The organism is Faecalibacterium sp. Marseille-P9590, from assembly GCF_017377665.1.
Classification (GTDB): domain Bacteria; phylum Bacillota; class Clostridia; order Oscillospirales; family Ruminococcaceae; genus Faecalibacterium.
Map to the genome: position 1 here is coordinate 65,519 of NZ_JAFREF010000002.1, position 22,724 is coordinate 88,242.

24 protein-coding genes and 1 tRNA gene are annotated in these 22,724 nt (G+C 51.7%); 4 read left to right on the top strand and 21 right to left on the bottom strand.

The genetic code is table 11. The features are described from left to right. Window positions 1-48: 48 nt before the first annotated feature. The 19 genes from J3349_RS02985 to J3349_RS03075 form a co-directional block, all read right to left on the bottom strand. Window positions 49-732, bottom strand: a complete 684-nt coding sequence (locus J3349_RS02985; RefSeq protein WP_002578950.1) for a DUF4366 domain-containing protein — start codon at window positions 730-732, stop codon at window positions 49-51. Next, window positions 722-979, bottom strand: coding sequence for a DUF4315 family protein (locus J3349_RS02990; protein WP_002304378.1), 258 nt, complete (start codon window positions 977-979; stop codon window positions 722-724). The genes J3349_RS02985 and J3349_RS02990 overlap by 11 nt, the downstream gene beginning before the upstream one ends. A 14-nt stretch (window positions 980-993) precedes the next feature. Next, window positions 994-2,730 (bottom strand): C40 family peptidase, encoded by a 1,737-nt coding sequence (locus J3349_RS02995; RefSeq protein ID WP_002304377.1) that lies wholly within the window; start codon window positions 2,728-2,730, stop codon window positions 994-996. A gap of 3 nt (window positions 2,731-2,733) precedes the next feature. Continuing rightward, window positions 2,734-5,121 carry a VirB4-like conjugal transfer ATPase, CD1110 family gene (locus tag J3349_RS03000; RefSeq protein ID WP_002588967.1) on the bottom strand — a complete coding sequence of 796 codons (2,388 nt, stop codon included), beginning with the start codon at window positions 5,119-5,121 and terminating at the stop codon, window positions 2,734-2,736. Next, window positions 5,081-5,515: a PrgI family protein gene (locus tag J3349_RS03005; RefSeq protein WP_002304375.1), complete on the bottom strand. Its 435-nt coding sequence runs from the start codon at window positions 5,513-5,515 to the stop codon at window positions 5,081-5,083. Before J3349_RS03005 ends, J3349_RS03000 begins: the two co-directional genes overlap by 41 nt. A 17-nt stretch (window positions 5,516-5,532) precedes the next feature. Continuing rightward, a complete protein-coding gene (locus tag J3349_RS03010) occupies window positions 5,533-6,399 on the bottom strand; it encodes a VirB6/TrbL-like conjugal transfer protein, CD1112 family (protein WP_002304374.1) in 867 nt (288 codons plus the stop codon). Between the two features lie 25 nt (window positions 6,400-6,424). Beyond that, on the bottom strand, window positions 6,425-6,640 hold the full coding sequence (locus J3349_RS03015) for a Maff2 family mobile element protein (RefSeq protein WP_002576404.1): 216 nt from the start codon (window positions 6,638-6,640) through the stop codon (window positions 6,425-6,427). 83 nt (window positions 6,641-6,723) lie between these two features. After that, complete coding sequence (locus J3349_RS03020; RefSeq protein ID WP_002304334.1) at window positions 6,724-7,116, bottom strand: helix-turn-helix transcriptional regulator; 393 nt, start codon at window positions 7,114-7,116, stop codon at window positions 6,724-6,726. Window positions 7,117-7,121: 5 nt separating this feature from the next. Further along, window positions 7,122-7,442: a hypothetical protein gene (locus tag J3349_RS03025; RefSeq protein WP_002304332.1), complete on the bottom strand. Its 321-nt coding sequence runs from the start codon at window positions 7,440-7,442 to the stop codon at window positions 7,122-7,124. Between the two features lie 12 nt (window positions 7,443-7,454). Continuing rightward, entirely contained in the window at window positions 7,455-9,206 is a 1,752-nt protein-coding gene (locus tag J3349_RS03030; RefSeq protein ID WP_002588968.1) for a VirD4-like conjugal transfer protein, CD1115 family, read from the bottom strand. Next, window positions 9,206-9,688, bottom strand: coding sequence for a PcfB family protein (locus tag J3349_RS03035; protein WP_002304320.1), 483 nt, complete (start codon window positions 9,686-9,688; stop codon window positions 9,206-9,208). Before J3349_RS03035 ends, J3349_RS03030 begins: the two co-directional genes overlap by 1 nt. Window positions 9,689-9,724: 36 nt before the next feature. Beyond that, complete coding sequence (locus J3349_RS03040; protein WP_002304317.1) at window positions 9,725-10,036, bottom strand: DUF5720 family protein; 312 nt, start codon at window positions 10,034-10,036, stop codon at window positions 9,725-9,727. A 10-nt stretch (window positions 10,037-10,046) separates the two neighbouring features. After that, window positions 10,047-10,688 carry a DUF3846 domain-containing protein gene (locus J3349_RS03045; RefSeq protein WP_002588969.1) on the bottom strand — a complete coding sequence of 214 codons (642 nt, stop codon included), beginning with the start codon at window positions 10,686-10,688 and terminating at the stop codon, window positions 10,047-10,049. Between the two features lie 54 nt (window positions 10,689-10,742). Continuing rightward, window positions 10,743-11,270, bottom strand: a complete 528-nt coding sequence (locus J3349_RS03050; protein WP_002304315.1) for a hypothetical protein — start codon at window positions 11,268-11,270, stop codon at window positions 10,743-10,745. 8 nt (window positions 11,271-11,278) lie between these two features. Next, window positions 11,279-12,205, bottom strand: coding sequence for a ParB/RepB/Spo0J family partition protein (locus tag J3349_RS03055; RefSeq protein ID WP_002304314.1), 927 nt, complete (start codon window positions 12,203-12,205; stop codon window positions 11,279-11,281). Then, window positions 12,162-12,989: a ParA family protein gene (locus tag J3349_RS03060; RefSeq protein ID WP_002304313.1), complete on the bottom strand. Its 828-nt coding sequence runs from the start codon at window positions 12,987-12,989 to the stop codon at window positions 12,162-12,164. The genes J3349_RS03055 and J3349_RS03060 overlap by 44 nt, the downstream gene beginning before the upstream one ends. 6 nt (window positions 12,990-12,995) lie before the next feature. Next, window positions 12,996-13,925 carry a DUF6017 domain-containing protein gene (locus J3349_RS03065; RefSeq protein WP_002304312.1) on the bottom strand — a complete coding sequence of 310 codons (930 nt, stop codon included), beginning with the start codon at window positions 13,923-13,925 and terminating at the stop codon, window positions 12,996-12,998. Then, on the bottom strand, window positions 13,922-14,125 hold the full coding sequence (locus J3349_RS03070; protein WP_223385014.1) for a hypothetical protein: 204 nt from the start codon (window positions 14,123-14,125) through the stop codon (window positions 13,922-13,924). The genes J3349_RS03065 and J3349_RS03070 overlap by 4 nt, the downstream gene beginning before the upstream one ends. A 569-nt stretch (window positions 14,126-14,694) precedes the next feature. Next, a tRNA-Arg gene (locus J3349_RS03075) sits at window positions 14,695-14,771 on the bottom strand. A 291-nt stretch (window positions 14,772-15,062) separates the two neighbouring features. On the opposite strand from J3349_RS03075, the gene J3349_RS03080 reads away from it, so the two are divergent. Beyond that, window positions 15,063-16,448, top strand: coding sequence for a potassium transporter TrkG (locus J3349_RS03080; RefSeq protein ID WP_207676400.1), 1,386 nt, complete (start codon window positions 15,063-15,065; stop codon window positions 16,446-16,448). 57 nt (window positions 16,449-16,505) lie between these two features. On the opposite strand, the gene J3349_RS03085 is transcribed toward J3349_RS03080, so the two are convergent. Continuing rightward, window positions 16,506-17,657: an aldo/keto reductase gene (locus J3349_RS03085; RefSeq protein ID WP_207676401.1), complete on the bottom strand. Its 1,152-nt coding sequence runs from the start codon at window positions 17,655-17,657 to the stop codon at window positions 16,506-16,508. Window positions 17,658-18,088: 431 nt separating this feature from the next. Here J3349_RS03085 and dusB point away from each other — a divergent pair, with 431 nt between their 5' ends. Beyond that, window positions 18,089-19,108, top strand: a complete 1,020-nt coding sequence (gene dusB / locus J3349_RS03090) for a tRNA dihydrouridine synthase DusB (RefSeq protein WP_158403818.1) — start codon at window positions 18,089-18,091, stop codon at window positions 19,106-19,108. On the opposite strand, the gene yfbR is transcribed toward dusB, so the two are convergent. Then, window positions 19,109-19,702, bottom strand: a complete 594-nt coding sequence (yfbR, locus tag J3349_RS03095) for a 5'-deoxynucleotidase (protein WP_207676402.1) — start codon at window positions 19,700-19,702, stop codon at window positions 19,109-19,111. It lies immediately after the preceding gene. Window positions 19,703-19,872: 170 nt separating this feature from the next. On the opposite strand from yfbR, the gene J3349_RS03100 reads away from it, so the two are divergent. After that, window positions 19,873-22,278, top strand: coding sequence for a YfhO family protein (locus J3349_RS03100; RefSeq protein WP_207676403.1), 2,406 nt, complete (start codon window positions 19,873-19,875; stop codon window positions 22,276-22,278). A gap of 138 nt (window positions 22,279-22,416) precedes the next feature. Next, on the top strand, window positions 22,417-22,611 hold the full coding sequence (locus J3349_RS03105; protein ID WP_158388227.1) for a DUF3873 family protein: 195 nt from the start codon (window positions 22,417-22,419) through the stop codon (window positions 22,609-22,611). The last annotated feature ends 113 nt before the right edge of the window (window positions 22,612-22,724 follow it).

Sequence of the window (22,724 nt, forward strand, 5' to 3'; positions counted from 1 at the left end):
TATGTAAAGGCAACCCGAAGGCTGCCCCAGGCATCAAGCCTATCCTGTTTACACAGGTTCATTATCATCTTCATCGACGGAGCTATCTTCATCGTCGTCCTCAAACTCCGGATCGTACCCATAGTCCTCGTCATCGTCCACATAATCAGCATCTGGGTCAGGCTTTGCCGCTTCCTGTGCCTTCTTCTTTTCCTGGACTTTCTTAAATACGAAGAATCCACCACCACAGGCAAGCACAATCAGAGTAAGAATCGCCGGGAGCATATTTGTGGATTTCGGCTTTTCCTCCGGTGTCGGTTCTGTAATTTCAGGAACTGTTTCAACTACTTCCGGCTTTGTTTCCTCAACCGGCTTGGTGAACTCTGCAACTTCTTCCTCGTCCATCAGCTTGAGCAGGTCGGCTTCATCCACCTGATTCAGAAAATGCACGGTTTCCTCGCCCTTATCATCACGGTCAATGATGATATAGAAGTAGTTTCCGTTTTTGGTTACAGCGGTAATGAACTGCTTTCCGCTTTTCGTAGGCGAGCCAGCGTCATCAACCAAAGTCAGATTGCCGTCGGGAGTAAGCGGTAGCATCGGCTCCTCCGGCTCTGTTTCGGGAACTTTTTCTTCGACCGCAGGTTCTTCAGTCGCTACGCTTTCATCTACATAGGCAAATGCCGTTGTAGAAAACACGCCAAAACACATTGCACACGCCAGCAATGCGGCTCCAATTTTCTTAAATCTCATTCTGCGTTTCCTCCTCATTCATAGTATTGATCGTATCAGGCTTCGGAGCCATATCCGCAGCAAACATACGGAGCAGCTCGGAAAGCTGTTCGGGATTCAGGTTCGCAGCATGAACCATCTCATGGATTTCGGAATTTTCCTCCTCACGGTATCTGCGTTCCAGGTCTTTCACCTTAGCATCCCATTCTGCCCGTTTCTTACGGGCTTTTTCAAGGTCTGCACCTATTCTGTCTAACTTGGCACTCAATCGCCATCCCTCCTTTAGTTTCTGATTCTGCCGAAGCAGTAAAAATGCTGTTGCCAGTAATTCGATTCGATAGAAGCGTAGGAAATGGGGTTTCCGCAGTGGATCATCATACCATTGCCAACATAGATACCAACGTGTGATGCACCGGAGGTATCATAAGTGCCTTGGAAGAAAATCAAATCTCCCGGTTTGGCAGAGCTTTTCGGGATAATGTCGCATACGCCCATCAAACCGTTTGCGGTCAAACGACCAACACTCCAACCGTTTCCGCAGTGATTGATTACATAGGAAACAAATCCGGAGCAGTCAAAGGAGGTAGACGGGCTGCTGCCGCCCCACACATACGGGTATCCCAGATATTTTTCAGCTTCCCGAATCATATTGGCAAATCTTGTGTCTGTCAGCGCTTCGCCCGGAATATCATAATCGGTGTACTCGCCGCCAGGGGTGGCGTAAATGTCATTTCCGAAAATATCCGGTCTGTTGCCCCTTGTCTGAAGCAAAATTCTATATCGCTCCATATCATCTTCCGACAAGCCGGAATTTGAAATCACACTGTTCAAGCCCTTATTTCTGAGCTTCACATTCAGAATATAATATTCGTAATCTTCTTCCTCTGTTGTTGTCTCTCCCGTTTCGGGATCAGTAGAAGATGTTGTTCGTGTACGAATCTCTACTACTTCCGTCAGGGTCAGCTCATATTGTTGCTCAAATAGCCATTGCAGGGTAGCCTGCACCTCATCTCTGGTGTAATCCTCAAACTTCACCGTCAAATACGCCGCCAGCTCATAAGGATTGTGGTTGATTTCATCAAGGTCATACCGGTACTCGTCATATCCGCTATGAGTACGCTCGATATTATTGATTTTATTGCGGAGCGCAGCTTCCAAAGCCTTGTAATCATTGTCCGCACCAATAATATCTTCCTCTTTTGCAGTAAAAGAAGTTCCCAGAATGATCTGTGTGCCGCCTTGGAACATAGCCGAACAAGACGAGAACATCCCTGAGAGTATCATAAAAAGCAGTCCGGCAATCAAAACAAACAGAATCGTTTTAGAGTGTGTGGTGCAGAACTCCGTTACTCTTTCTGTGATGTTCTTGGCTCCCTGAGCTGCTTTGCCCGTTGCCTTGCCTGCACCCTTAGATGCAGAAGCCGTTGTCGAAGCGGTATTCTTACCGGCTTTGGCGGCAGCATATTCTTTCTTGATTGCCCTTTTCTGTTGCCAACGGGAAAAGGGATTGGAACCGGCATCGGGGTTGTCCTTTTTGAACTTCTCATACAGGGCATTTACATTTGCTTTATCTGACTTCTCAACCAGCTTTTCCGCCTTGTCGTAGGCTTTCAGCTTGTGACTGTAAACGGCATGATCGACGGTATAGACAGTGGATTCAACAGCCTTGGTCGTTTCCTGCACAGCCTGAACGCCGATATTATCATCCTCATATTCTGACACCGCCCGATGTGCTTTGGATGTGAGCGTGACTGCGGCACCACGGCTTGCCATGTGCTTTGCCACAGATGGGCGCTCGATTTCCGTAAACTCCGCTTTTTCAAAACGGAGCTTTGCTTTACGGGAACCGGCTGCATCTGTTTCCAGCTTTAGCTTCGGCTTTGCCTTTTTAGAAGCCAATTTGTCTGCCGCTTTTTCAGCCCTATCAACCGCCTTATCTGCACGGTCGGCAGCTTTCTTCACATGAGAATCTGCAAGGTCATCTTCGGTAAAACGGAGTCGTGTAGGTCTTTTCGCCATACATTACGCCTCCTTTTCCTGTGCCACCTCGTTTAACTTCGTGGTCATAATGCGATACAGTTCCAGATCTGTCGGGAATCGGTCAATGAACGGCAGAATCACATTGCCATAGAACAGAAGTCCTTCGCCCTCACCGGAGTTGGTTACATAGGACAGCTGATGCGGCGAAATGTTCAACCGCTGTGCCAGAATACTTCGGTCATCGCTTGCCTGATTCAGCATATAGATGAAATCAGAGTTTTCGAGGATGTTGGCAATCTCCGGGGAACGAAGCAGGTCTTTGACATTCTGAGTAATACCGGTCGGCAAGCCGCCCCATTTACGGAATCGCTTCCAGATTTCTACGGAATAGGTTGCCGTCTGTTCTTCCTTCAGAAGCAGATGGAACTCGTCAATATAATATCTGGTCGATTTACCGGCAGAACGGTTGGCAGTTACACGCCCCCAGACCTGATCCTGAACGATCAGCATACCGATTTTTTTCAGCTGATTGCCCAGCTCCTTAATGTCGAAGCACACCAGACGATTCTGAATATCCACATTGGTTCTGTTGTTAAACAGTTTCAGAGAACCCTTAACATAGATTTCCAAGGCGGTCGCTACATGGTGGGCTTCCTTTTCGTCCTGTTTCAGAAGGGCATCATACAAATCCTCAAGGATCGGCATATTCTCAGGGGCAGGATTGTCGAAATATCTCTGGTAAATCTGATGCACACAACGGTCGATAACCGTCTTTTCGATAGGCTGCAAGCCATCCTTACTGCCCATAATCAACTCACAGAGGGACAGGATAAAATCAGCTTTCAGTGCTACCGGGTTGTCATCCTCAGAGTAGTTCAGGTTGATGTCCATAGGGTTGATATAGTTGGTACTGGAGGAGCTGATTTTTACCACCTGACCATTGAACTTGTGAACCAGAGCCGCATATTCCGCTTCGGGGTCGCAGATGATAATATCGTCATCCGTAACCAGGAACGCATTGGTGATTTCACGCTTTGCGGAAAAGGATTTACCGGAACCGGGAGTACCCAGAATCAGTCCGTTGGGGTTCTTGAGCTTCTTTCTGTCCACCATGATAAGGTTGTTCGACAGAGCATTCAGCCCGTAATAGAGCGTTTCTCCACCATTCTGGAACAGCTCCTGCGTGGTGAAAGGCACAAAAATAGCCGTGGAACTGGTAGTCAGGCCACGACGAATCTCAATCAGGTTTTGTGCCAAAGGCAGGCTGCTCATCAGTCCGGATTCCTGCTGAAAATCCAAACGACGCAGATTGCAGTTATGCTTCTGGGCGATGCTCTGTGCCTGGAACACATTGTTCTCCAGTTCCTGCTCGGTGCGCCCGGTGTTCAGCACCAGAAATGTCACCATGAACATTCGCTCATTCTGGCTCTGCAATTCTTTCAGAAGTGACTTCGCATCTTTACCATAGGTAGCAAGGTCAGATGGGATAATGTCCATGTCATAGCCAGAACGCACAGCCTTTTTCTGTTCCTCGATTTTGGAACGGTCAAGCTCGGTGATGATTCTCTTGATGGTCTTAATCGCCGCAGTCTGGTCAACCGACTGGATGTGCATGGTCACGATCTGCGTGGATTCCATATCCAGAAAATCCGCCAGCATACGATCAGACAGGTCTGATGCCGTAATTGCCAGATAAGACATCGAACCGAAGATACTGCCCATCTGGAAGGTGCGGTTGGTCTTAAAGGCAAACGCCGTCGGAGCAATGAAGTCCTTTACGGACAGCCCGGATTCCACAAGATACTTCCAATCGAAGAAGAACTTATCATTATCACCCATGTGGAACATAGAGTGCATCAGATGCAGCCGCTCTTTGCCGTTCATGGTAGTGGCAATGACACCCAAACGCCGAAAGTTATTGAGCAGATCGTTTTCGATATGGTTGAGTCTCGGCTTTGCCTGCCGCATGGATTCGGCTTCAATGCCGAATGTCAGGTACTTGGTTTTGGTCAAGCCGTTGTTGCCCTGCGCCAACTGCTTTTTCAGCATCTGGCTATACTCGGCACGGACGGGATTGAAGCTGTCCTTCTTGAACGGGATACGGATACTCTTTTCAAAGCTTTCAGCATCGGTACTCAGGTTCATAAAGGAAAGCTCAAAGTGAATGGAGCTGTCAAAGAAATTCAGGAAACTGCACCACTCATCGAAGATGGCAGTCTTATCTTCCTGCTGTGCCAGCTGATAGTTGATGTCCTGAAACTGAATGGTCTTGGTGTAATAACTGTCAGTGACACGGCAGATGCCATCCGGGAACATTCTCTGAAAGGGAATGGACTGCTGTGCAGTCTGCGGAATACCGTTGTCCTTCTTTGCCCGTTCCACAACAGCTTTAATTTCTCGCTGCTGCTTCCGATTCAGATTTGCAGGCATTTTGATGTTTCTTGCCTGTGGCTTCTTTTTGAAAAACAATTCGTTCAACCTCCTTTTCCAGTTTGTACTGACGCATCAAAGCGTCATAATAGTTGTCCGTCTGATAAGGGCGAACCTTGGGACGAACGAATTTGGTCTGAATGAAGTGTTCTACAACCACTTCCAACGGCTGACTATCCTTTTCATACATTGCCAGAAAGAACAACGGTAACATGACGATCATCATGGACAGTGCTGCAAGGCTCACATTTCCGGTTGCTTTGACCAGAAAGAAAATCGGCACTCCGATGAGCGCCGCCGCACCAAAGCAAAGTAACTGCCGTTTCGTCAGATTGAAGAACACTTTTGTTTTTACCCTCGTCAGGTCACGAGGTACGGGAATATACGCTGCCAAACAATTTCCTCCTTCCCTTAGTGAGCGCTGAATACACCCTTCGCAAGCGAACCAGTCTTAAACAGGGTGAAGCACAAAAGGACGGTGTAGCCCATAACACCCCAGATAGAACCGATGATGTCATCACTGAATGCGATAGACTGAATCAGCACCGCATAAATGCCCACGCAGATCATAATCAGGAATCCCTGGAATCCGATTGCAAACAGCGAACGCAGATAATTCTGTCCGATATTGCTCTGTTCTCTGTTTCCAAAAGTGGAAAGCGGAATCGGGGCAAGGCTGACCATCAGATAAATTTCAATCATTCGACCGTAGACGATCACAAAGATGATGATTGCCAAAGCGGACATCGTGACCTGCACGATAAAGGATTGCAGGAACAAGCCGAGCAAAGGACCCAAATCCATTGCCATCAGCGTTTCTTCCATTGTTTCCAATGCCGAAGCATCTATGGCAGTATTTCCGGATATGATACCGGCGCTTGCGTTTATAACGTGCTGTGTCACATCAAACACAGCCATCGTGATATTGAATGTGTTTGTGATTAACATGACCGCAACAAAAGTCTTGAACACCCATTTGAAGAAGATCCAGGTTTCAAAATTTGCCAGATTGTTGTGGTCAATAATCATCTGAATTAGCTCATAACAGGCAATGAAGGTCAGAATCAAGCCTGCGATTGGGATAATCACTGACTCGGAGATGTTTCGTACCATGGCAAAGACACCCGGCGAAAAATTCGCCGGGGTCATGCCAACGGAGGTTGCTATCTCGCCAACCTGGTTGTTGACGGACTCAAACATCCCCGACAGATTTCCCATAATAGCTGAAACGAGCATTTCTTTCAGCCAGTCTGTGATCTGTTGGAGTATGCTGTCCAAAGGCGATTACCTCCTTGTTTTGTGATTAACCGAACAGTCCGGAGAGCAGAGGTACAAGGGTGGTGCCGATGAGGGCAACACCGCCGCCAGCCATGAGCTGCTTCATGCCCTGGGACTTTGCGCCGGGGTTATCGTTGCCGTAGCCCTCAAGCAGATTGATTGCACCCCAGATGCCAAGACCTGCGCCCAGAGCGATAACGAGAGTCTGAAGAACGGTTACTGCGCTATTGAAAAATGCCATAATATTTTCCTCCTAAAATTTGAAATTGTTTTGAGAATAGAAAAAGCCCTCCGTACTACCGGCATCAAAACCGGACGGAAGGCTTAGTTTACGAGAATCTTTTCAAGGAACTCCTCGACGGTTATCACGCCAAGTTTCTGTTCCATTCTGCTTCTTGCATATTCAGTTTCACAATCATATATATCACCACCACCTTTCATAAGAAACAGCCAATACATTGACTGCAACAAATCTTCACGAGAAGCACAGATTGTCGGTGAAAAAACGACAGGTGAAACCTTCAGAACCTCTGCGAGTTTCGCTGTGGTTTCTGCATTAGGGGTTCGAGCGTTTTTCTCATACTGAGCAATACGGACATCCGCTGTTTTCTCGGAATACCCCATCAGGAGTCCAAGCTCTTTCTGGGTAAGGCGGCGAAATCGTCTAACGAACTTCAATCGCTGCCCAATAGAGGTATCCGTGATCCACCAAGTCATTTTTTTTACACCTCGCTTTCTGCAAATTCTCGATATACAACCTCATTTTTTGCTCTGCGCTTGCCTACGGCTTCACTGGGAGCAAGGTCAGGGTAGGTTGCCTGCACTTTCTGTCTGCTTCTGCGGACAGTTTCAAACCCCGGAAAGCTGCGTCTATCCAGTTCCTTCAAAAACACAGGAACCGTCATGGCATGAATGTCGATGCCACGCAGACCGGAATAGTGTTCCAGTACCATCAGGTACAAATGATTGTCGGTATTTCTTGCCTTGTGGTCGTGTTCCAAGATGTTCTTAACCAGGGCAGATACCGTTTTCAGATTTTCCAAACAGAAACCTCCTTAATCCGCATCGACTACCACAAACTCATCACCTGCCTTGAGCTTCAACCTTCGACTCAGAAACTGCTCAATGTTGAACTCATTTCTCTTATCAAAGTCTGATGTGTACTTATAATTGGGGTGCTGCGTCAGATCGTACTTGTCAGAAAGAAACGGTCTGACACCACGCAACTGCAAAATACACTTGCTGCCATCCAGAACCGCAAGCTCATCTACGCTCGCAAGGTCTTTGCCTAACTTCTGATAATTCAAGCCGTAAGACGGGCTGTTACCTCTGGTGTTGGAGGTGTTGTAGGTGTCGATAGTTTCTTTTCCCAATGCCTGATTCAGTTCTTTGAGCGTGGTTGGCTCAGAACCACCCAGGAAAATTCGGGAATCCATGTTGCCGATGATGGTATCGGCATTGTCTTTATAAATGGCTTTCAGCTGTGATTGTGCCTGGAGAACAAGGCAAGCCGATATTTCACGGCTTCGGATTGTCGCTACCAGTTTTTCCAGATTGGGAATCTGACCGATGTTTGCCATCTCATCAATCAAGCAGCGCACATGAACCGGCAGTCTGCCGCCGTACACATCATCTGCTTTCTCGCACAACAAGTTGAACAGCTGTGTGTAAATCATGGAGATCAAAAAATTAAACGTCGCATCCGTATCTGACATAATCAGAAAGAGCGCCGTTTTCTTATCTCCGAGAGTATCCAACTGCAACTCGTCATAGGCAGTCACATCTCTGACCTCCTGAATATCAAAAGGAGCCAGACGAGCGCCGCAGGAAATCAAAATCGACTTAGCGGTCTTGCCGGCAGCCAGCTTGTATTTTTTATACTGACGGACTGCAAAGTGATTCGGCTTTTTCTTTTCCAGGGCTTCAAACATCAGATCCACCGGGTTCTGGAACTCCTCATCATCTTCCCGCACCTCCATTGCGTTCAGGAACTCAATCAGGGTGGAGAAATTCTGTTCCTCAACCGGAGCTTCATAGTGGATATATCCGATCAAGGCACAGTAGAGCAGCGTTTCCGCCTTCGTCCAGAACTCATCACCGGCTTTTCCATCACCCTTTGTGTTGGCAATCAGCGTTGTCACCAGTTTCAGAATGTCTTTTTCTGAATGGATATAGGCAAATGGGTTATAGTGCATCGACTTCTGAAAGTTGATGGTGTTGAAAATCTTGATGGTGTAGCCATGCTTCAAAAGGGCGTTGCCGCACTCAATCACGATGCTGCCTTTCGGGTCAGTGACCACATAGGAACTGTGCATCTGGAGAAGGTTTGGCTTCAACCAAAAGCGAGTTTTACCGGAACCCGAACCGCCGATAATCAGAACATTCTTATTTCGGGCATTGGCAGGATTCTTCGGGCGATTGCTCATCATCAGCCGCTCCGTTTTCGTCAGGATCACATTGTCCTCGAACTTTGGTGCAATAAACGGCTCAATATCTTTTGCCGTTCCCCAACGAGCAGAACCGTACTCAACATTGTGTCGGTACTTCTTTGCGTTTTTGCCTTTTAGATAGACAGCCAGCCGAAGTCCTGCGCCGCAGAGAATACCAATCAGCAAATCCAACGGGTGAAAGCTGGGAAACGGATTGTTCAGGGCTATCGGAAGGGCATGAAAAAAGCTGAGGATTTTCGCAGATGAATCTGCCCCCTCAGCCAATCTCCATGCTTCTCCTAAATTCGTAGCGAACAACCCTACCAGAAAATACGGTAAATTCAGAATCAGGAGCTTTTTCATTTTTCTCTTATCCATCACAGATCACGCTCCTGTTTCTTCTCTCGAACCTTCTTCGGAATCGCTGCGACAATTTCCTTGAACTTCTTCAGCTGCGCCAGAACGCTCGGCTTTTCATTCTTGGTTAATGCCCTTGCCTGATGTTCCTTGCAGATTGCATCCAAAGCATCTGCATCTTTAGAACGGACAAAAACAAGAAACCGGGGAGGATCAACGGACTTATCTTTTCTTACGGCAAAGTCCACGCCATACTTCTTGGCGAGCTTTTCAAAATCACGGATACTCTCTTTGTCGATCTCAACATTCGTAGCACCCTGATTCTGTCCCAAAAGCTGTTTCACGGATTGCTTTCCATGAACGGCAGGGTCTCGTGCCTTTTTCATCTTCACTTTTTCCCGGTGCTGCAAATACTTGCGGATACCGGCAATGATAGTGCGCCCCGTCAGCTTGGTTGTGCTGATCGCCAGGTTTACTGTTCTGTTTTCAACTTCTTCCTGCATGATTCATCACCTCCTGCAAGCAGTAGAGTGAACAGATTATCGTGCCATATCTCTGTGGTCGTAATACAGATTGCCCTTGGCAACTGCGGCATGGCTGATAATCTTGATATTGCCAGCTTTCTGGTTATCCAGAGCCTTCTGATAACCCACATCGCTCAAATACAGGCGATTTCTTTCGCCTTTCCAACCGACAGGCGATTCATCGGTCAGCACATCGAAAATAATCATGTGCTTGGTGGCGTCATCAAATCGTGCCAAGTCCATATAGGTATGTCCCTGGTACTCCTTGGCACCATCCTGAATCCGCTTTCGCTCCATCAGCTCTCCAATCGTCGAATTTCTTTGCATAAGAACCTCCTTACAGAACATCTCGGTCAGGGTTACTTTTGTGGGGAACCGAATCAGCTTTGACAGGTGCATCTTCTTTCTTCACCATGTCATCCGGCAGGGGAAGCGCCATAATGCTGCGCCCCATGCGTACAAAAGTCTCAGGCTGATGAAAGTGTTCCTCAAACTGCTTCATCAGTTCCGGGGACAGAGAACAAAAATCATCCTCGCCCAATCCCACAACCAGAAAATCACCGGCGATAATGTCATAAATATCGCCGTCATCATCACGCAGCGCACGGTTCAGTTCTTTGCCTACGAGTTTACCTTCGTCGTGCATCACCAGTGCAACCGGCTCATTGAACGGATAAGTTGCCTCAATATCGCCACCTACGGCTTTCTGCAAATCCTCCAGCTCACAGCCGATCTGCACAGCCTGCGGATACATGAACGGCTTTACCAGCAACACATTCATGGTATCTGCCTGTTCTTTCTGAACCTCCCGTTCCTCGGTCGTGCCGAACGCAACACCGGTAAAGTTTTCGGAGTCCAGAATGTACTCCGAATTGTAATAAGCGGCTCTAACCTGTTCCTCTGCCGCATCGTGAGATTCTGCTTGCACCGTAACCGTTTTCTCCAAGGTTTCGGTGATCTTCACATCGTATTCTTTCAAGTTTCGATACCTCCGTTTCTTTGGAAATAAGAAAAGCGACCATCCATGAACCTGTTACAGTTCATAAATAGTCGCATCCACATCGGCTAAAAGCTCGAACAAGCAAATATCGTCCAGTTCGCAAATCAGGGAACCCATGTCGAAGAAAATATCGTCCTCGCATTCCACCGTAGTAACCACGCTGCGGTGTTCGTTAAGACAAATGGCTTCTTCCTTGTCCATCGTGATCGTAGACATACAGGACACCACATAGAATGTCATATCTTCTGCTAACCACAGCTCCTTGCTCTGAATCGTGCGAACTTTTTCATCGCCGCTCATATCTTCTACATAGGACAGAAGCCGCACGGCTCTGCTGTTCAGAAGTACCTTTCCCTGATAGTCGATACCCTCACCAGCAGAGGACAATACTCGATACTCGCTAATCATCTCGGCATTTTTCTGAAACGACTTTGCCAGAAGCGCAGGAGAAATATCATCGAACTCCTCACTGTAGTTTACGAGCATATCTACCATATAATCAGGATCGCAAAGGTCGTAGAGTTCTTCCAAAGCGCCCTGAATGTTTTTGGGTGTAAACATTTTTTACCTTACCTTTCCATTGATTTTTCTCTTTTTTTCTGCCATTGCTCCAAAAGCTGAATGATTTTATCCTCCATCTGCTTGTTGGTATAGGACTTCGGGAAGTATTTTCGCAACGAATCCGTTTTGAAGGTTACTCTGTCCAGCTCTCCCTTCTTGATTTCATTCATAATCTCGCACATCGCATCCAGCGTACACTCGCCCTCCTGTGCGAGCTTTTTAATTCGCTGTGCTTGCGAAAGGGAAGGAGCTGCTTGAGCATAATCCATTGCAGAAAGAAAATCCTTCTGTTCTTCACTTGCCAGATAGGAAAGCTCCACCGCAGGATTGAATTTGATCTGACCCGTATCTACCATATCCAGCAGTTCCGGAATCAGTTCGGTCAGACGGATATAACGGTGTACCTGATTTCTGCTTTCTCCTGCCTCCTGACCGACTATATCCATTGCCTGCAACTTCATCCCAACTTGGGATGAAGTTAAATCGGTGCGTTGACCTTGATGTTTAATCGCATCCAGCTTCATCTTATAAGCAAATGCTCTTTCACTCGGCAGGATACTCTCCCTCTGCAAATTCGCATCAACCATCAAAATAATGGCTGCATCATCGTCCAGGTCACGAACAATCGCAGGCATGGTTTCCTTACCCGCAAGCTCCGATGCCCGGTGCCGCCTGTGACCAGAAACGATTTCATAACCACCGTCGGGGTCAGGACGGACAATCGCAGGAGTGAGAACTCCGAAATCTCGGACGCTCTCTGCCGTTTTCATCATTTCTTCATCATCAACCACACGGAAGGGGTGTCCCTCAAAGGGGTGTAGCTCAGAAAGCGGAATTTCCTGCACACGCTCCTGCTGGGCTTCAGCTCTGGATTGATCGGTGGAGAAAATATCATCGTACCCCTTCAAGCTGATGTTTGCGCCTTTTTTCTGCATTGTTTAACACCTCCTTCGTCAGAATTTTATAGGCTTCGGCAACTTTGCCTTTGGGATCATGCTTGAAGATACTGGTTCCCTCTGCGCTGATTTCCTCTGCACGGACAGAGCGGGGAATGTCGGTCTTGTAAACCTTCAGCTTTCCGCCGTAGCTCTCCCGAATCAGATTGCTGATGTCTTTGGAGTAGTTGGTGCGGCTGTCCACCATCGTCAGAAGAATCCCTTCAATCCTCAGTTTCGGGTTGATTTGCCTCTTGACCTTGTTGATGGTTCCAAGCAGCTGTTCCAGACCCTTTGCAGGAAGGTATGCTGCCTGAACCGGTATCAGCACATTGTCGGCAGCTGCCAACGCATTGACGGTCAGCATACCCAAAGACGGCATACAGTCAAGAAGAATGTAATCATAATTCTGTTTGACTGTATCCAGGTATTGCCGGAGAATGGTTTCCCGGCTCATGGCATTGACCAGTGCTACCTCCATACCTGAGAGTTCGATGTTGGACGGCACCAAATCAACGCCCTCCGGATGATGAAGAATCCCTTCATCGGGAGTAATAGGGTTTTCCATCATAATCTTTCCCATCAGATCGGAAAGTGTCGGAGACAGATCATCCGGGCAGGGATTGCCCAAACTGACCGTCAGGGAAGCCTGGGGATCGGTGTCTACCAGAAGCACCTTTTTTCCTTCAAGAGCCAAGCCAACGCCCAGATTCTCGGTGGTGGTGGTCTTTCCAGTGCCTCCTTTCTGATTGACCACCGCAATGATGGTTGCTTTTTTCGACATTTATCGTCACTCTCCTTCCTCTCGCTTCATTTTCAATTTCTTAAATCCTCCTTCCAAATATCCGTGTGACATATCGTGCCGAACAAGAGCATCGTAGTAGGTGTCTATTGTCGTCGGCGCATTGTATATCGTAGTCAGCATATACTGACGGATATTTCTAATCTTTGTGGTGTTCTCCTTGAAGCAGTCCATAACATATCGAATGTGTTCGGCATTCAGTTTCATAAACCGACTGCGGACAATTTCTGCCGGACGCTCCTCTGCACCAATGCGAATCAACGGTCGCTTCGTGCAAACTGTTTCAACGATCAACTCCAGAATGTTATCCAGCATTTCGGAATCGTAAGGGTAATCCTTCTTCAACAAATCCATACTAAGCTGATCCGAGAAATAATCAAAGTATTCTTGATACCGGTCATTCTCGTCCATCATTCCACCATTTCCGGAAGGAAAGATAGAATCAGTATCACTAAATTCAGTATTTTTAATATCAGTATTATTACATTGTGATTTCGGAAGTTCTTGAGTTGTGATTTCCATTGTTCCAGAATTGTGATTTTCACAATTCAAGAGTTGTGAATCCACAGCAGAGATAAAGTTCTTCACATAGATCAGGTTGGGCTTTCCCAAACCCTGGCGCTTACGTTCAATCAATCCTGCTTTCTTCTCAAGTTCACTGAGCAGCTTGATAGCCTTTTGTTCAGCACAGTTCAGAGCCATCTTCGCTTCGTCGATTGTAAAAATGATATACACTCTACCGTTTTTATCTATCCAACCATTCTTGGCAGACAGGCTCATGCGGTCAAGCAAAATGCCATACAGCATCTTGGCATCGGCAGAAATATTCCAGAACCTCTCGTTCGTGAACAACACCTTCGGAACTCGATAGAATGTGAATAGATCGGATTGCTGACCGTAAAAATAATCAAAACTCACACGGCTTCACCACCTTCTTTCTGCGGAAAACTTTCTGTTGTCAGCGGAATGCTGCGGAAAGTCGTATCCGTCTTTTCGTAAGGACATCGGGCAAAATAGTAGAAGCGGTATTCCTGTTCATACACATCCATATCAACGAAGCCCCACTTCACGCATAACCTTCTTCGTACACCAACCAATGCACGGGTGATCTCGCCCATAGGGACAGCCATCACATTCCGACTTGGGTTTCGGCGGCAAAGAGATTAAGTAGTAGCAATTATTTCTACCCAGACGGCAGCCCTTTCTGCCATTCGTCCAGAAGTAGCAGTAATGACAGTCGCTCGGCTTGTCTGCGGTATAAACAGGCTTGCTCAAATAAAACACCTCCAATCTCTTGTATTTGCCCATGGGTTTGGGCATAAAAAAAGAGCGCCTATCCATCCCCAATGCGGGGCAAATAGACGCTCTATGTACATAACGATATTTAATTTTATCTGCTATAACTGCATGGTATTCAAAACATCCGCCTTTTTTGATTAGCTGGATTTTTGGCACGATTTTGGGGCTGATTAGCAGGAAGGGCATTTTCATTAGCAAGAACAGCCCGTTTTCTGCTAAAAATTAGCTGGCGATTTTGTCTTATAACAACCGTTCGATTCTGGAGGGGTTGTCAAAAATCAAATTTTGGAGTAGAATTTTATCTCATACAGTGAAAGAGCTTTTTCGTAGCTTTTTATATAAGAAAAGCCGAAAACCCTTGAAAACAAAGGCTTTCGGCGTTGTTCACTGGCGTCCATAAGAGGATTTGAACCTCCGACCCCACGCTTAGGAGGCGTGTGCTCTATCCAGCTGAGCTATATGGACGTGTCTGATATATGATTATAGCCCGATCAAAGTCGAACTGCAATCCCTTATTTAGTTTTTTTTGAGGTGGCCGTTGTAACGCAACCTTAGGAGGGGGACGCTCTATCCAACTGAGCTACTGAGACACATTACAGATATGATACCGCAAACAGCGCACAAAATCAAGTTGAATCGGAGAGAAAAAAGGTGTATCCTATAAAGAGAGGCTCCTGCGCCGGGAAACTTTGCGCAGGGGCGGCAGAACGACTCGCCCCTCTGGCTGCTGGCCTGGGGGAGCCCCGGGAGGTTGCAATGGGAAAAAACAAAACCAAAAAGCGGACACGCCGGCCCAACAAGGGCTGGCTGGCGGGCAGCAGTGCGACGCAGACCATCTGCAGCAGCTTTCTGCTGGTCATCGCGGTGGGGACGCTGCTGCTTACCCTGCCCATTTCCAGCAGGACGGGGCGGCTGGGCGTCATCGACGCCATGTTCACCGCCACCAGTGCCACCTGCGTGACGGGCCTCGTCGTGCGGGATACATGGAGTCAGTTTTCGCTGTTCGGGCAGGTAATCATCCTGATGCTCATTCAAGTGGGAGGCCTCGGCCTTGTCACCCTCACCAGCTTCTTCGCTCTGGCGGCCCGGCGGCGGATGGGCTTCCGCGACCTGCGGCTGCTGGGCGAGAGCGTCTCGGCAGACGGCCTGTCCAAGGCCACTGAGGTGCTGAAGATCGTCATCAAGCTGGCGGCGGCTTTTGAGGCCGTGGGCATCGTGCTGCTGCTCTTCGCATTTGTGCCGCAGTTCGGCGCAGAGGGTGTGTGGGTCAGCGTGTTCACGGCCATCTCGGCTTTCTGCAACGCAGGCTTTGACCTCTTCGGACGGTTTGGAGACTACTCCTCGCTGGTGCCGTACGTCAACAACTACTATGTGCAGGCTGTCATCATGTTCATGATCATGGCCGGTGGTCTGGGCTTCATGGTCTGGGTGGAGCTGGCGGAGTACCGCAAAAAGCGGCGGCTCTCTCTCCACGCGAAAGTCGTGTTGCAGTTCTCGGTCATCTTCTGGGTGGGCGGCGCGGTGCTGCTGGCCCTGCTCGAGTGGTCGAACCCCAGGACGATGGGCGGCCTGTCCGTCCCGGGCAAGATAATGGCGGCGCTGTTCCAGTCGGTATCCACCCGTACTGCGGGTATGAACACCATCGACCTCGCGGCCTGCAGCCCCATCAGCAAGCTGCTGATGAGCGTGCTGCAGTTCATCGGTGCGGCCCCTGGTTCGACGGGCGGCGGCGTCAAGGTGACGACCTTCGCGGTACTCATCCTGACCATCCGCAGCGTGGCACAGGGCCGCGACGACTGCGTCATCGGCGGCCACCACATCGAGTCCAAGACGGTCTACCGCGCTCTGACCATCATCGTCATCGGCGCGGTGGCGGCGTTCGGCTCTGCCGTCGTGGTGTACTACAACACCGCAGAGACGGTGTCGGTCATCGACTGCATCTTCGAGTCCTGCTCGGCGTTCGGTACGGTGGGCCTGTCGGTGGGTGTCACTGGACAGCTGAACACCGGCGCAAAGCTGCTGTATATGGCCTGTATGTTCATGGGCCGCGTTGGCCCGGTGTCGCTGGCGATCAGCCTGACGGCAAAGCCCGATGACAACAAGCGCAAAGTCCTCCCGGTGGGTCACATCAACGTAGGTTAAACAAAAAGCGGGCGCTCCACCTGTCCGGAGAGACAGAGGAGCGCCCGCTTTCACTCATTATAAATTGTCCAGTTCCGTCTGGAGCTTTGCAAGAGAGTCCCGAATCGGCAGATGCTGGGGGCAGACGGCCTCACACTTGCCGCAGCGGATGCAGTGAATGGCCTTTTCGGCATCCGGGAAGCAGGCTGTCCACTGCTGGCGGATGGCGTCCTTATTGCCGAACATCCCGAGCTTATTCCAGATGCTGAAATTGTCCGGAATATCCACGCCCATGGGGCAGGGCATACAGTAGCGGCAGCCGGTGCAGCCGATTTTGATGTGGCTGCGCAGGACATCGGCAGTCTGCCGGATGGCGGCGTTCTCGGCGTCGGTCATGGGGCGGAAATCTCCGAAGGTGGCGAGGTTGTCGTCCAGCTGGTCTTCTGCGCTCATGCCGGAGAGGACGACCTTCACATTTTTGTGGCTGGCCACCCAGCGCAGCGCCCACGAGGCCGCGCTGGCGTCGGCGTCCAGTGCATTCAGCGGCGCGGCAGCGTCCGGCGGCAGCTGTGCCAGCGTACCGCCCTTGATGGGTTCCATGATGATGAGGGGAACATTCAGTTCTTCGGTAAGAGCATAGCCCCGGTCGCCTGCGATCTCCTCGGCACGGTCATCGGTGTCGAGGTAGTTGTACTGCAGCTGGCAGAAGTCCCACGGCTGGTCGCGCAGGATATGTTCGAAGCCCGCCGCGTTGTCGTGGCAGGAAAAGCCAAAATTCCGGATGCGCCCGGCAGCCTTCTGCTCCCAGAGCCAGTCTACGATGCCCATCTCTTTGGCCGCATCGTAGCGGGCTTTGTGCAGGGAATGCAGCAGATAGAAGTCGATGTAGTCCACGCCCAGCCGCTCGAACTGCTTCTCGAAGATGTCTTTGGCCTCGTCGAGGGTCTTGCAGCTCCACAGAGGCAGCTTGGTGGCGAGGTAGAAGCTCTCCCGAGGCCACTTGGCAATGACCCGGCCCACGAAAGGTTCGCTCTCACCGCCGTGGTAGGGGAAAGCGGTGTCAAAGTAGTTGACGCCCGCCTCCCGGGCAGTGTTCAGCAGCTTTTCGGCCCGCACTTCGTCGATGCGGCCATCCGGCAGGGTGGGGAAGCGCATACACCCGTAGCCCAGCAGCGAGGTGGAGATGTCCCGCCCGATGCCGTCTTTTTTCGTCCAATCACGATACTCCATAGCCATTTCTCCGGCGGGGGTCTGCCCACCGCTCCTTTGCCCTAAGTATAGCAGGAGAAATTGCGATAGACAAGACGAACACCCCGGCCTGCAGGAAGCCGGGGTGTTGTATTCGTGCGGGAAATATGATATTCTAAAGGAACCCGGGTTGCGGCTCTCAGCGGCCATTTCGCGCCTTGAGCGGCGCTCATGTCCTGCTGGCCGCTGCCCCAACAGCTCCTCCCTGCATCCGCCGCAGGCGGCGGTCGTCGCTGTTGCAAATCACATGGACGATTTCCAATAGCAAAAAGAAATGACCGCCTCGCTCCCACAGCCTGCGGTCATTCTTTTTGATCTCATGCCGGAAGGACGCTGACCATTCGCAGACAGTGCCTTTCTTGTTTATAGGATAGAGCTTTTGCAAGCCATTGTCAAGCAAAACGAGGGATAAGATGGATTCTCTGAAAATCGGAAATATCACCCTGCCCCACCGGGCAGTTTTTGGCCCGATGGCGGGCTTTACGGACGCGCCCTGCCGTCGGCTGATGGCCCAGCACGGCGCAGGATTTACGGTCAGCGAGATGGTGTCCAGCCGGGCGCTGGTCTACCACGACCACAAAACGGTCAGCCTGCTCAAAGCCGAACCCAACGGCGCACCCTACGGCGTGCAGATCTTCGGCGAGGTGCCCCAGATCATGGGCGAGGCCGCAGCGGCTATTGAAGAATACGAGTTCGACTTTCTGGACATCAACATGGGCTGCCCGGCCCCGAAGATCGTCTCGGGCGGTGCAGGCAGCAAACTGATGCTGGACCCCGACCTCTGCGGCCGCATCGTCGAGCAGGTCAAGGCCCACACCACCCGCCCGGTGACGGTCAAGATGCGGAAAGGCTGGGACGCCGACCACATCACGGCGGTGGAGTGCGCCAAAGCCTGCGAGCAGGCGGGGGCTGAACTCATCGCCGTCCACGCCCGCACCCGGGAGCAGATGTACACCCCGGGCATCGACCCGGACATCATCGCCAAGGTCAAGGCGGCGGTGAAGGTGCCTGTGCTGGGCAACGGCGACATCCACACGGCAGAAGATGCCGTGGAGATGATGCAGCATACCGGCTGCGACGGCGTCATGATCGCCCGTGCCGCGCTGGGCGACCCGTGGCTGTTCGAGCGGGTGAACGCCGCCATCGAGGGCCTGCCGACTCCCAAGGAGCCGAACCTGCAGGCCCGGATGAACGCCCTCCGCCGTCAGGTGGAAGAGATGGTGGAGCAGAAGGGCGAATATACCGCCATGCCTCAGGCCCGCGCCCAGACTATGCACTATATGAAGGGCCTCAAGGGTGCTGCCGCCCTCCGCCGCTACTGCTGCACCCTGTCCCGTCTGGAAGACCTGGACGAGCTTATTGCGGCGGTGTTCGAAGAGCAGCGCAAGGCCGGGCTGGACCCGGACGACGTGCGGGAAGTCCCCTTCCCGTGATCATTCGCTGCGGGTCAGCTCGTCGAGGTTCTGGGTGAAGCAGGGGAGGCAGTGCGCCATGAACCAGTCGGCCTCGGGGCAGTGCATCCCTTCCAGTGCATCCCGCTGCTGACGAAGCGCGGCGTCAAATTCGTGGTTGCCGCTGCGCTGCTCCTCCATGCACTTGATGAAGGCCGAGAGCCGGTCAGCAGCTTTCAGGAGCCGCTTTTCCTCGGCGGTCAGCAGGCTGCCGGTGATGAAGGGGCTGACCTCCTCGGCCAGCTCTGGCGGCAGCAGACGGGTCATGGAATCCACACTCTCGGCCTCCAGCGCCTTATAGGCGTCCCGCAGGCCGGGGCTGCTGTACTTGACCGGCGTGGGCATATCGCCGGTGATGATCTCGGGTGCATCGTGATAGAGCGCCGCCACCGCCACCGTCTTGGGGCGGCAGGGCGTGCCGGTGTACCGCCGCGCGATGAGGCAGAGGGTATGGGCCAGCAGGGCAGTGTCGCAGGTGTGCTCACTGAGGGATTCCGGGCGGGTGGAGTGCATCAGACTCCACCGGGTGATGTACTTCATCCGCGCCAGAAGGGCGCTGAACGGGTATAGCTTCATGTCGGCCTCCTTGAAGTGTCTTTGAGAGGGTTATACCCGCCCGGCGGGCGAATGTCAAGCAAAACACGAAAATTCTTTTTTTCCACACAGCCGCGTGTTATACTGGAACGCGAGAACGATGCGGGCGATGGGCCTGTGCCGCCCCTCCGGGCGGGGAAAGAGGATAGACAATGGACGATTCAAAAAATCAGACCGGAAATGCCCGGCTGCTCAATATGCCGGGGCGGCGGGACCAGATGCTCCGCACCATGCTGCTCTGTGCGCTGACGGCGGCGATATTCTTCCTGCCGTTCTATATCATCGACGGTGGATTTTTCCACTACGCGGGCGATTTCAACAGCCAGCAGATCAGCTTCTACCGCTACATGAACGGTTTTATCAAGGGGGTAGGCTACCCGGACGGCATGGCCGGCGCGGCCCGCAGCACCTTCTCCTGGGCCACCGACCTGGGCAGCGGCGCGATGAACGCCTACTCGTTCTACCTGTATGGTTCGCCGTTCTTCTGGCTGTCCCTCATCTTCCCCCAGAACTGGCTGCCCTACCTCATGGTGCCGCTGCTGGTGCTGAAATTTGCCGTGGCGGGCGGCGGCGCTTACCGCTACCTCTGCCGCTATGTCCGCCGCTCCGATCACGCGGTGCTGGGTGCCTGCCTGTATGCTTTCTCGGGTTTCAGCATCTACAATGTTTTCTTCAACCACTTTATCGACGTGGTGGCCCTCTTTCCGTGGATGCTCTGGGCGCTGGACGAAACGCTCTACGAGCAGGAAGAGCACTACGGCCTCTTCGCGTTCTGGGTGGGGGTCAACCTGCTCAACAACTACTTCTTTTTCATCGGCCAGGTCCTCTTCCTCGTCATCTACTTCATCTGCAAGCTGACGACGAAAGATTTCCCGATGAATGTCCGACTCTTCGTCCGGCTGGCGTTTGAGAGCCTGCTGGGCGCGGCTCTGGGCTTCGTCCTGCTCTGGCCGGCGGTACTCAGCATTTTGCAGAACCCCCGCACCATCGACCTGTCGTCGGGCTGGGGCTTTCTGACCTACTCGAAGGTGCAGCAGTATCTGGCCATCCTGCTGAGCTGGATCTTACCGCCCGATTCGCCCTACATCACCTCCATCTGGTCGGAGGGCATCATCAAGTGGACAAGCATGTCGGCCTATCTGCCCCTGTGCAGTCTGGTCGGCGCGATGGCCTACTGGCGGGCGCGGAAGGGCGACAGCAAAAAGCGCATCGTCGCCACCTGCGCCATCTTTGCGCTGGTGCCGGTGCTCAACAGCGCCTTCTACGCCCTCAATTCCAGCTACTACGCCCGGTGGTACTACATGCCGGTGCTCATCCTCTGCGCCATGACGGCCAGTGCGCTGGAAAGCCCCGACATCTCTGCCGACGAGCTGGACGCCCCGGTCCGGGGCATCGGCTGGCTGATGATCGCGACGCTGGCGTTTGCCTTGGTGCCGGTGCAGGACAGTGATACCAAAGAATGGTCGCTGGGTGTGCTGCAGAATCCCGGCCAGTATGTCGCCGTCCTGAGCTTCGGCATCGGCGGTCTTATCCTGTACCACCTGCTCTGCCGCCGCTGGCGGGGGAGCAGGGCCTTTGCCCGTCGGATGACGGCAGTGGTGCTGGCCTTTGCCTGCGTGTTCAGCATGGTACACATCGGCATCGGCAAGTTCGGCCAGTGGCACACCGACAGCGACCTTGTGGAGCAGTACATCTCTGCCATCAAGCTCAAGGATGACCTGCCCGAGGGCGACTGGCGCGTGGATACCTACAAGACCCACGACAACCTCGGCCTCTGGCTCGACAAGAGCAGCCTGCAATATTTCGGCAGCACGGCTGCACCCAGCATCCTCAGCTTCTACCCGGCACTGGGCGTCAAGCGGGATGTCCGCAGTGAGCCGGACATCTCCAACTACGCCCTGCGGGGTCTGCTGAGCGTCAAGTACCTCATCACCACGCCCGAAAAGCAGGAAGATTTTCTCGCCGCTGCGGACGACGGATGGAGCTATTACGACACCAAAGACGGCTTCATGCTCTACGAGAACGAGAACTACGTTCCCATGGGCTTTACCTACGACTACTATATTACGGAGGAGTCCTACGAGACGACCATTAAAAATACCCGCGCGAACCTCCTGATGCGGGCGCTGGTGCTCAGCGAAGAGGACGCCGAAACCTACGGCAAGTACCTCAAAAAGCTGCCTGACGCAAAGCTGGACGACCTGTGGTACGACACCTACGTCTCTGACTGCGCCGACCGCCGCGCCTCGGCTAGCAGCACCTTCCAGATGACCAACTCCGGCTTCCATGCGGAGATTACGCTGAAGAAGGACAACCTTGTCTTCTTTTCCGTACCGTACGACGATGGATTCACGGCCTACGTCAACGGCAAAGAGACTGAGGTCATCCGGGTGGACGAGGGGCTGATGGCCGTTCTGGCTCCGGCGGGGGAGAACACCATCGACTTCGTCTATCAGGCCGACGGTTATTCCCTGGCCAGTAAAGTCTCGCTGGCAGCGCTGGCGGTATTCGTCCTATACGCCGGGTATTTTGTCTGGAAGAAAAAGAAACGCTGTTGAATCGCGGTTTGTCAATGCACATTCTCCCATAAAATGCAGAGCGCTTTTTGTGGAAAGAGCGAATAGTCCTCCCGGCCAAAACGTGATAAAATGAACACGTTGTGCTGCCAGAGCAGCCGGAAAGGAAGCGCGAAAGCTATGGAACAAAGCTATTTGATGCCGGGACAGGAACGATGGGAATCATTCCGGGATGCAAATGGGGTGCCGAAAGTTCGCTATTCTTACTGCTCGCTGAAAGGGCGGCTGTTCCGCTGTGTGAGCTGCAGCCGGGAAGAGGCCGAGCGCCTGTGCGAGGACTGGCTGGTAGGCCAGGACCGCTGCTACCGTAACTGAAGATCCGATTTGACAAGACTGCCGTGCAGAAAGACGATGCACGGCAGTCTTTTTGTGCGTCAGAAACGGACAGGTTGGAAAAATCAGTTGATTCTAACTTGAAAAGACGGTAT

What these genes read in the sequence shown, in the direction of transcription:
- J3349_RS02985 (WP_002578950.1), bottom strand. Translation starts at nt 732, where the DNA reads ATGAGATTTAAGAAAATTGGAGCCGCATTGCTGGCGTGTGCAATGTGT.
- J3349_RS02995 (WP_002304377.1), bottom strand. Translation starts at nt 2,730, where the DNA reads ATGGCGAAAAGACCTACACGACTCCGTTTTACCGAAGATGACCTTGCA.
- J3349_RS03000 (WP_002588967.1), bottom strand. Translation starts at nt 5,121, where the DNA reads ATGCCTGCAAATCTGAATCGGAAGCAGCAGCGAGAAATTAAAGCTGTT.
- J3349_RS03015 (WP_002576404.1), bottom strand. Translation starts at nt 6,640, where the DNA reads ATGGCATTTTTCAATAGCGCAGTAACCGTTCTTCAGACTCTCGTTATC.
- J3349_RS03020 (WP_002304334.1), bottom strand. Translation starts at nt 7,116, where the DNA reads ATGACTTGGTGGATCACGGATACCTCTATTGGGCAGCGATTGAAGTTC.
- J3349_RS03030 (WP_002588968.1), bottom strand. Translation starts at nt 9,206, where the DNA reads ATGGATAAGAGAAAAATGAAAAAGCTCCTGATTCTGAATTTACCGTAT.
- J3349_RS03035 (WP_002304320.1), bottom strand. Translation starts at nt 9,688, where the DNA reads ATGCAGGAAGAAGTTGAAAACAGAACAGTAAACCTGGCGATCAGCACA.
- J3349_RS03040 (WP_002304317.1), bottom strand. Translation starts at nt 10,036, where the DNA reads ATGCAAAGAAATTCGACGATTGGAGAGCTGATGGAGCGAAAGCGGATT.
- J3349_RS03050 (WP_002304315.1), bottom strand. Translation starts at nt 11,270, where the DNA reads ATGTTTACACCCAAAAACATTCAGGGCGCTTTGGAAGAACTCTACGAC.
- J3349_RS03055 (WP_002304314.1), bottom strand. Translation starts at nt 12,205, where the DNA reads ATGCAGAAAAAAGGCGCAAACATCAGCTTGAAGGGGTACGATGATATT.
- J3349_RS03060 (WP_002304313.1), bottom strand. Translation starts at nt 12,989, where the DNA reads ATGTCGAAAAAAGCAACCATCATTGCGGTGGTCAATCAGAAAGGAGGC.
- J3349_RS03070 (WP_223385014.1), bottom strand. Translation starts at nt 14,125, where the DNA reads ATGGGCGAGATCACCCGTGCATTGGTTGGTGTACGAAGAAGGTTATGC.
- J3349_RS03080 (WP_207676400.1), top strand. Translation starts at nt 15,063, where the DNA reads ATGGGAAAAAACAAAACCAAAAAGCGGACACGCCGGCCCAACAAGGGC.
- J3349_RS03085 (WP_207676401.1), bottom strand. Translation starts at nt 17,657, where the DNA reads ATGGAGTATCGTGATTGGACGAAAAAAGACGGCATCGGGCGGGACATC.
- dusB (WP_158403818.1), top strand. Translation starts at nt 18,089, where the DNA reads ATGGATTCTCTGAAAATCGGAAATATCACCCTGCCCCACCGGGCAGTT.
- yfbR (WP_207676402.1), bottom strand. Translation starts at nt 19,702, where the DNA reads ATGAAGCTATACCCGTTCAGCGCCCTTCTGGCGCGGATGAAGTACATC.
- J3349_RS03100 (WP_207676403.1), top strand. Translation starts at nt 19,873, where the DNA reads ATGGACGATTCAAAAAATCAGACCGGAAATGCCCGGCTGCTCAATATG.
- J3349_RS03105 (WP_158388227.1), top strand. Translation starts at nt 22,417, where the DNA reads ATGGAACAAAGCTATTTGATGCCGGGACAGGAACGATGGGAATCATTC.